This is a genomic window from Nocardia sp. CC201C (assembly GCF_030010695.1).
Taxonomy (GTDB): Bacteria; Actinomycetota; Actinomycetes; order Mycobacteriales; family Mycobacteriaceae; genus Nocardia; species Nocardia otitidiscaviarum.
The window spans coordinates 1-5,666 of record NZ_JASCXP010000460.1; the positions used below are offsets into that span (position 1 = coordinate 1).

General features: G+C 69.6%; 6 protein-coding genes. 3 read left to right on the forward strand and 3 right to left on the reverse strand.

The features are described 5' to 3' along the window. Window positions 1-220: 220 nt before the first annotated feature. Entirely contained in the window at window positions 221-1,291 is a 1,071-nt protein-coding gene (nadA, locus tag QK444_RS31600; protein WP_282785734.1) for a quinolinate synthase NadA, read from the reverse strand. Window positions 1,292-1,369: 78 nt separating this feature from the next. Between nadA and QK444_RS31605 the strand changes: the two genes are divergently transcribed. After that, window positions 1,370-2,146: an NUDIX domain-containing protein gene (locus QK444_RS31605; RefSeq protein ID WP_282785735.1), complete on the forward strand. Its 777-nt coding sequence runs from the start codon at window positions 1,370-1,372 to the stop codon at window positions 2,144-2,146. Here QK444_RS31605 and QK444_RS31610 read toward each other — a convergent pair. Further along, window positions 2,109-2,816 carry a response regulator transcription factor gene (locus QK444_RS31610; RefSeq protein ID WP_143983953.1) on the reverse strand — a complete coding sequence of 236 codons (708 nt, stop codon included), beginning with the start codon at window positions 2,814-2,816 and terminating at the stop codon, window positions 2,109-2,111. The two genes, QK444_RS31605 and QK444_RS31610, sit on opposite strands and share 38 nt — an antisense overlap. Before the next feature lie 148 nt (window positions 2,817-2,964). Between QK444_RS31610 and QK444_RS31615 the strand changes: the two genes are divergently transcribed. After that, window positions 2,965-3,939 carry a helix-turn-helix domain-containing protein gene (locus QK444_RS31615; RefSeq protein ID WP_282785736.1) on the forward strand — a complete coding sequence of 325 codons (975 nt, stop codon included), beginning with the start codon at window positions 2,965-2,967 and terminating at the stop codon, window positions 3,937-3,939. A gap of 227 nt (window positions 3,940-4,166) precedes the next feature. Beyond that, entirely contained in the window at window positions 4,167-4,925 is a 759-nt protein-coding gene (locus tag QK444_RS31620; protein ID WP_282785737.1) for a hypothetical protein, read from the forward strand. Window positions 4,926-4,931: 6 nt separating this feature from the next. Here the strand turns inward: QK444_RS31620 and QK444_RS31625 are convergent, their stop codons facing one another. Continuing rightward, window positions 4,932-5,555, reverse strand: a complete 624-nt coding sequence (locus QK444_RS31625; protein ID WP_282785738.1) for a suppressor of fused domain protein — start codon at window positions 5,553-5,555, stop codon at window positions 4,932-4,934. Window positions 5,556-5,666 lie beyond the last annotated feature (111 nt).

A 5,666-nucleotide genomic window follows, 5' to 3' on the forward strand; every position in this document is an offset into this window, starting at 1 on the left:
TCCGCCAGCCGCACTCCGCGCCCGGCAACCATTCGCCGCCCAGGCCCAGCACCCGCACTGCCCAACACAGCTACCCGCACTCCTGGCTCGACCGCCAGCCGCGCGGACTGCTCGGCGACCGCGCACATCCCCAGCCCGACGACGGGCCTACCCGGCCCGGCGACCGTGCGCGCCCCCGGCCCGGCGGCCGCGTGGGCCGTCGGGAGCTGGGGGCCGCCTGTCACTCGCCGCCGCCCGGATTGCCGATCTCGATCATGCGCTGCACCGAGTTGCGGGCCAGGGCGGCGGTTTCGGGGTCGACGTGGACCTCGTCGCGGTTCTCCACCAGGGAGCGGAGCAGGGCGGCGGGGGTGATCATCTTCATGTACTTGCAGGAGGCGCGGTCGTTGACGGCCTGGAAGTCCACGCCGGGGGCGGCCTTGCGCAGCTGGTGCAGCATGCCGACCTCGGTGGCGACCAGCACCTGGCTCGCTGTGCCCGACTCGCCGCTGCGCGAGCTCCGCGCCGCCGCTGCCTTGGCGGCGTCGATCATGCCGCCGGTGGACAGGATGTGCACCCGGTCGGCCGGGAACTCGCCCGCGCCCGCGAGGTAGAGCGCCGAGGTGGCGCAACCGCATTCGGGGTGCACGAACAGTTCCGCGTCCGGATGGGTACGGGCCTGCTCGTTCAGCTCGTCGCCGTTGATTCCGGCGTGCACGTGGCATTCGCCCATCCAGATGTGCATGTTCTCGCGTCCGGTCACCCGCTTGACGTGCGCGCCCAGGAACTGGTCCGGCAGGAACAGCACCTCGCGGTCGGGGTCGATGGAGGCGACCACGTCCACGGCGTTGGAGGACGTGCAGCAGATATCGGTGAGGGCCTTCACCGCGGCGGTGGTGTTGACGTAGGAGACCACCAGCGCCCCCGGATGTTCGGCCTTCCACGCGCGCAGTTCGTCGGCGGTGATGGAGTCGGCCAGTGAGCAGCCCGCGCGCTGATCGGGGATGAGCACCGTCTTCTCCGGGCTCAGGATCTTGGCGGTCTCGGCCATGAAGTGCACACCGCAGAACACGATGGTGTCCTCGGGTGCCTCGGCCGCGATCCGGGACAGTGCGAGGGAGTCACCCACGTGGTCGGCGACGTCCTGAATCTCGGGCAGCTGGTAGTTGTGCGCGAGGATGGTGGCATTGCGCTCGCGCGCCAGTCGCTTGATCTCCCGCGCCCACTCCGGAGTGGCCTCGACTCCCCCGAAACCCGACGGTCCATCGGTGATGCGCTCGGTCAGCGGCATCATCGCACCCAGTGCAGCCATGGTCCGGCTCCTAACTCTCATGCGCCCGGCAGCTTCGCCGATTCGCATACACCCGGTTTTCGACTTAGAATCGAAAACGTGGCCCATCGTAGCACCATCCACGAATCGCTCACCGCGGTGTTCCAGGTTCGCCGCTTCCCCGATGGCATCACCGCAGGTAGTGACGTTTCCGAGGGTTCGGGGGCCGAGGCACCGCGTCGATCGCTGGATCGCCGCTGCCCGCCCGGCCAACGCACCGAACTGGCCGTACTGCTGTGGGAGCGGGCCCTCGATCCGGCCAAGGGCACCTGGTCGCTGCCGGGCGGGCGGCTGCGCGACGACGAGGACCTCGACTTCTCCGCCGCCCGCCAGCTCGCCGAGAAGGTGGATGTGCGTGAGCTGACCCACCTGGAGCAGCTGTCGGTGTTCAGCGATCCACACCGGGTGCCCGGTGACCGTCGCATCGCCTCGGCCTATCTGGGTCTGGTGCCGCTGACCGCCGACCCGAAGCTGCCGCCGGACACCCGCTGGCATCCGGTGTCGGCACTGCCGGACATGTCCTTCGACCACGGCGTGGTGGTGGGGCACGCCCGCACCCGGCTGGCGGCGAAGCTCTCCTACACCAATATCGCCTTCGGTCTGGCCCCGGAGCACTTCACCATGTCCACCCTGCGCGAGATCTACTGCGCGGCACTCGGATACGAGGTGGACACCACGAATCTGCAACGGGTGCTGTCGCGCCGCGGGGTCATCACCCCCACCGGCGCGACCGCCTCACCCGGCCGGACGGGTGGCCGCCCGGCCGCGCTCTACCGCTTCACCGACACCGAGATCCGCGTCACCGACGAATTCGCCGCGCTGCGCCCGCCGAGCTGACCACCTCGGGCTGGGTAGCCCAGCGGTAGCCGAAGCCGCGCACCGTGGTGATCAGTCCGGGCCGGTCGAGTTTGGCCCGCAGGGTCGAGATGTGCACGTCCAGGCTGCGGGAGACGGCGAGAAAGGCGTCACCCCAGATACGATCCATCAGGATCTCCCGGCTCACCGCCTGCCCCGGCCGCTCCACCAATGCCTCCACCAGCTCGAATTCCTTGTGAGTGAGCAGGATCGGCGCGCCGGCCACGGTGACCTCCCGGGCCACCGGATCGACGCGCACGTCACCGGTGTCCACCACCGCGGACCGGGCCGCCGCCTCCGCCGCGGTGCGGCGCATGGCGTGTTCGATGCGTGCCACCAGTTCGCCGATCCGCGGCGGTTTGACCAGACAGTCGTCGGCCCCACCGCGCAGCCCCCGCACGATGGTCCGTTCGTCGTCGTCCTCGCTGAGCAGCACCACCGGTATCGAACTCACCTCGCGCAGCCGCCGCAGGGTGGTCAGGCCACAGCCGTCGGGCAGCTCCAGGTCCAGCAGCGCGGCATCGTAGTCACGGTGGCCGAGCAGCAGATCGGCTCCCCGGCGTTTGCGTTCGGCGTCGAAACCCCTTTCGGTCAACATATCCACCAGCGCATCGCCGGATATGTCGTCGTCCTCGATCAGCAGCAACCGCACCCGTCCCCCCGGACTTCGGTCGGTCACCACACTCTCCGTCATTGTCCTCATCCGATCTCCTCCCGAATCGGTCACGAGTCCAAGAGATTAGGACAGGCTTACCGGTAGGGGCAGTAGCGAATGCGACGGGTTCAGTAGCATGCGCGACATGAACGTCGCGGTATTCGTGGTCGACGGCGTCGCCGACTTCGGTTACGCGGCGCTGATCGAGACCTTCAGCATGGCGAACGGATTGCGGGAGCGACTCCCGCAGCCACCGCCCCCGTGGCGGGTGCACACCGTCTCCTTCGGCCACCGGGTCCGTTCCGGCAACGGACACTCCGTGACCACCACGCCCCTGGCCGAGCTGCGCGAGGAGGTCGATCTCGTCATCGTGCCGGCGGTGAACGTGCTCGACGCGCAGACGCTGATCGGTCTGGTCTCGGCACCGCACAGCAGGCCGGTGCTCGACCACATCCGGCGGACCCACCACGCCGGCGGGCGGCTGGCGGCCGCCTGCACCGGCACCTTCTTCCTCGCCGAGGCCGGGGTGCTCGACGGTGCGCCCGCGACGACGAGCTGGTGGCTCGGGCCGAGCTTCCGCCGCCGCTACCCCCGGGTGGCACTGGACGAGAGCCGCCTGCTGTGCCGGGGCGGCCGGATCACTACCGCCGGGGCGTCACTGTCCCATATGGACCTCGCCCTGTCGCTGGTGCACGGCCGGTCCCCGGCGCTGGCCGAGCTGACCGCCCGCTACCTGGCGCTCGGCAATCGGGACACCCAGGCCGCCTTCGCCATTCCCGAGGTGGTCGCCCGCGGCGACGCGCTGGTCGCCGCCTTCGAACGCTGGGTGCGCGCACATCTGTCCGAACCGCTGCACATCGCCACCGCCGCCCGCGAACTGGGCACCACCACGCGCACCCTGCAACGCGCCACCCGCGCCGAAATCGGCCTGACACCCCGCGAGTTCGCCAACGACATCCGTCTGGAGCGGGCCGCGCACCTGCTGCGCACCACCACGCTGACCGTCGACTCCATCGCGGCACACGTCGGCTACTCCAGCCCCGCCACCCTGCGCACCCTGGTGCGCCGCCGCCACGGCATGACCCTGGCGGAACTGCGCGCCGCGCGCGGGCCGTGGTAACGGCCGACCCGAAGAACTCACGGTGCCGAATTCTCGCAGCCCGGCAGCGAAATGGCGGGCTCGCGAATCTCAAACGGATGTAAAAACACCCGCGGGCATTACCGGCGCGGTGGACGGCGGTGATTGAATCGCGGCGGCGTCCGTTTCGACGCGTCGTGCGATCATCGGCCGCGCATCGGTGCGGCGGTCCGCGATTCTTTTCCGCTGAGGTGTACAGGATTTGACAGATGAGTGACCCACGCCAGCCGAACCCCTACCAGCAGCCGGGCGGATGGCCGCCGCATCCGGCGGGCGGGCAACCACCGCAGCGGTTCGGACCGGGACCCCAGCAGCCGATGTCCGGCGCGCCCCAGCAGTACGGCGCCCCGCAACAGTACGGCGCTCCGCAGCAGTACGGTGCACCCCAGCAGCACGGCGCTCCTCAGCAATACGGCGCTCCCCCACAGCAATTCGGCGCGCCCCGGCACCAGCAGCCCGGCATGCCGCAGCAGCCCCATCCGGGTGCACCGCAGCCGCAGTTCGGGCCCGGGCCCGGCGGCTACCCGCAGCAGCCTCCGAGCGGCGGCAAGAATCAGATGCCGCTGATCATCGGCGGGGTCGCGCTGGTGGCCGTGCTCGGCATCGGTGCGGTGTTCCTGCTCTCGGGTTCGGGCGGCGGCATTGTCGGCGGCTCGGACGACCCGCGCGATGTGGCCGAAGACTTCGTCAACGGCGGCGCGAAGAACAAGGACCTCATCTGCCAGTCGGACCTGTCGATGATCGAGAGCGTCGACACCGGCGGCATCACCGTCACCAATGTGCCCAAGGTCGACTCCAAGACGACCCTGAAGAGCGTCGACGTGCCCTCGGGCGCGGACGAGGGCACCTTCACCGTCGACGTCGAGGTGAACTTCGGCGGCCGCACCAACACCCAGTCACTCACCTACGACCTGGTCAAGGAGAACGGTGAGTGGAAGGTGTGCGGGATCGGCGACGCGCTGAAGTAGCCGCGCTCAGCCGCGCGCGAGCAGCGAGGGCCGATCGGCGTCGGTGACGTAGAGCGGCAGGTCGGCGGCGAGCCGGGCCAGCAGCGCGGGCGCGTTACCGCCCAGCGCAGTCTGGTACTCGTCCAGGGTCAGGCCCACCACCTGGAGGAAGCGCAGACTGCCGTGCGGGGTGCCGATCTCGCCGAGTTCCGGGTCGACCGTGAAGGCCATGGCGCGGATGGCGCTGTCGGGGCGGTCGCCGGCCAGCGGGCCGCCCGCCTTCATGGTGTGACCCGGCTCGAAACGGTTCTCGCTCTGGAATACGTAACGGCCCAGCGTCTGCAGCAGCTGCGCGGGCCACAGCGGCGGCTGCGACTCGGCCGTCGACCGGACCACGCGCATGGTGAACTCGAATCCCCAGCCCGAGGTATGCGGATCGGCGGACTCCTTCTCGTACAGTTCCGACATGCCGTAACCGACGTAATGCCAATGCGCGATCGGGTCCGTCCGACCGAAAACGCTGATGCCGTCGAGCGGATCCGGGCCGCCGAGCGCCCACGGCTGCTTCGTACCCAGGTGGAACGGCGTCGCCTCGCCGTACAGCCGACGCAGTGCACCGTCGATGGCATCCCAGCCCGTTGCGCTTTCCATGCCGAGTGACCCTACGGCCGGACGACCACCACCACGGTCGGACGACTCAAATCAATGTAAAACAAGTGCCGGAACGCCTTCAGTGGCAGCGATCACCACTGCTGTTCGCGC

Excerpts from the sequence above, each read along its gene's own strand:
- QK444_RS31625 (WP_282785738.1), bottom strand. The coding sequence starts at position 5,555 with ATGGAAAGCGCAACGGGCTGGGATGCCATCGACGGTGCACTGCGTCGG.
- QK444_RS31615 (WP_282785736.1), top strand. The coding sequence starts at position 2,965 with ATGAACGTCGCGGTATTCGTGGTCGACGGCGTCGCCGACTTCGGTTAC.
- nadA (WP_282785734.1), bottom strand. The coding sequence starts at position 1,291 with ATGGCTGCACTGGGTGCGATGATGCCGCTGACCGAGCGCATCACCGAT.
- QK444_RS31620 (WP_282785737.1), top strand. The coding sequence starts at position 4,167 with ATGAGTGACCCACGCCAGCCGAACCCCTACCAGCAGCCGGGCGGATGG.